Genomic DNA, 1,692 nt, shown 5'->3' with positions numbered 1-1,692 from the left:
ATCGAGGGCCGAAGCTATCGCATGAAGGAGCAGTCAAACGACTGAAACCACCCGGATGATTCGATCATCCCCGAACCATCCAGTTTCATTCCGGCGGTTTTCGACCAGATAGCGCCCGGCGTCCACATAACGGCGCTACACCCCTGTTGACTCGCACCCTTTGGCAGGGGGTGAGATATGGTAATCGAGTATACGCCGCATGCGGCGCAGATGGAGATACACAGGGCGCGGGGGTTTCGGTTCCGGACGGTGTGCACGGGGCGGCGGTTCGGCAAGACGCTGTGCATGGCGGCGGAGCTGCTGGATCGGGGCGGCGGCGATCCGCTTTCACCTGCGGAGAAGGCGCTTGCCGAAAGTGCGGCGCAGGGGGTGGGCTGCGGTGAGGCTGGACGCGTCAGGGATTATGCCTGGGTGGCTCCGACCTATGGGGTGGCCGAGCGCGGGGTCGAGGCGTTCAGGACCATCGCGCCGGATATCGCCAGGATCGTGGGGCGGATGCCGGCGCGGGCGGAGTTCAATGGCGCAGCGGGGCCGTGCCGGGTGTGGTTCCTGAGCGCCGACAACCCGGATAGCATCCGCGGCTTCGGCTTCCGCGGGATCGTGCTCGACGAGGCGGCCGCCGTGCCGTCGTCGGTCTGGAACTACGTGCTGCGTCCGACGCTCGCCCAGACGCTGGGCTGGGCCGTCTTCATCTCCACGCCGATGGGCCGGAACTGGTTCTATGACATGTTCACGCGGGGCGTGGAGGGTCAGGCGGGGTTCAAGTCGTTCACCTTCCCGTCGAACGTCTCGCCCTATTTCCCGGCAAAGGAGTGGGATGAGGCGCGCCGGACGCTACCGGAGGATGTGTTTAGGCAGGAGTATATGGCGGAGTTTCTGGAGGATAGCGCCGGGGTGTTCAGAGGGATAGAGGGGTGCCTGGTCGGGGAAGACCCCGCCGATAACGGCGGGCGCGGTAACAAGAGCGGGATCGGGCCGGTGGTCGTGGGGTGCGACATCGCGAAGCATACGGACTGGACGGTGCTGATCGCGATGGAGGCGCGGACGGGGCGGTGTCTGGCGATGGAGCGGTTCAACCGGCTGGACTGGCCGGTGCAGCGGGAGCGGATCGCGGGGTTTGTGAAAAAGTGGCGGGGGCGGCTGGTGATGGATGCGACCGGGGTTGGCGACCCGGTGTTCGATGACCTGCGGCGGGAGCTGCCGGCTGCGGAGGGCTTCCGGATCACGGCGCAGAGCAAGCGGGAGCTGGTGCAGGGGCTGATGGTGGCGGTCGAGCAGCGGCGGGTGGCGTGGCCGGCGGGGCCAGTGGGCAGTGGCAGTGGGCAGTGGCAGTATGCAGGCGTGGGAAGTCAGAATGAGAGAGAGGAGCTCGCGCAGAGGCGCGGAGGCGCAGAGGGGAATCGTGAAGCGCTGCCAACTGCACACTGCACACTGCAGACTGGACCTTGGGAGGTGCTGACGGCGGAGATGAAGCGGTATGAGTATGTGGCGGGGCCGTCGGGCCAGGTGACGTACTCGGCGCCGAGCGGGTACCACGACGACTGCGTGATGGCGCTGGCGCTGGCGGTGTGGGGGTGCCGGGCGGCGGGGGTCGAGCCGGGAAGGATGGCGAGGCTGCCGGCGAGGGGCGGAGGGACGGCGGTGCTGGGGCTGGTGTGAGGCGGGGAGCAGTGGCAGTAGCAGTGGGCAGGG

At 67.5% G+C, this 1,692-nt stretch carries 1 protein-coding gene; it reads left to right on the top strand.

Annotated features, from left to right (window positions below):
- Positions 1 to 177: 177 nt before the first annotated feature.
- Entirely contained in the window at positions 178 to 1,659 is a 1,482-nt protein-coding gene (locus FJ222_12785; protein MBM4165297.1) for a hypothetical protein, read from the top strand.
- Positions 1,660 to 1,692: the final 33 nt, after the last annotated feature.

The sequence above is a fragment of the Lentisphaerota bacterium genome, from assembly GCA_016873675.1.
Classification (GTDB): Bacteria; Verrucomicrobiota; Kiritimatiellia; order RFP12; family JAAYNR01; genus VGWG01.
This window is presented reverse-complemented; position numbering and strand designations above follow the sequence as displayed.

What these genes read in the sequence shown, in the direction of transcription:
- FJ222_12785 (MBM4165297.1), top strand. Translation starts at nt 178, where the DNA reads ATGGTAATCGAGTATACGCCGCATGCGGCGCAGATGGAGATACACAGG.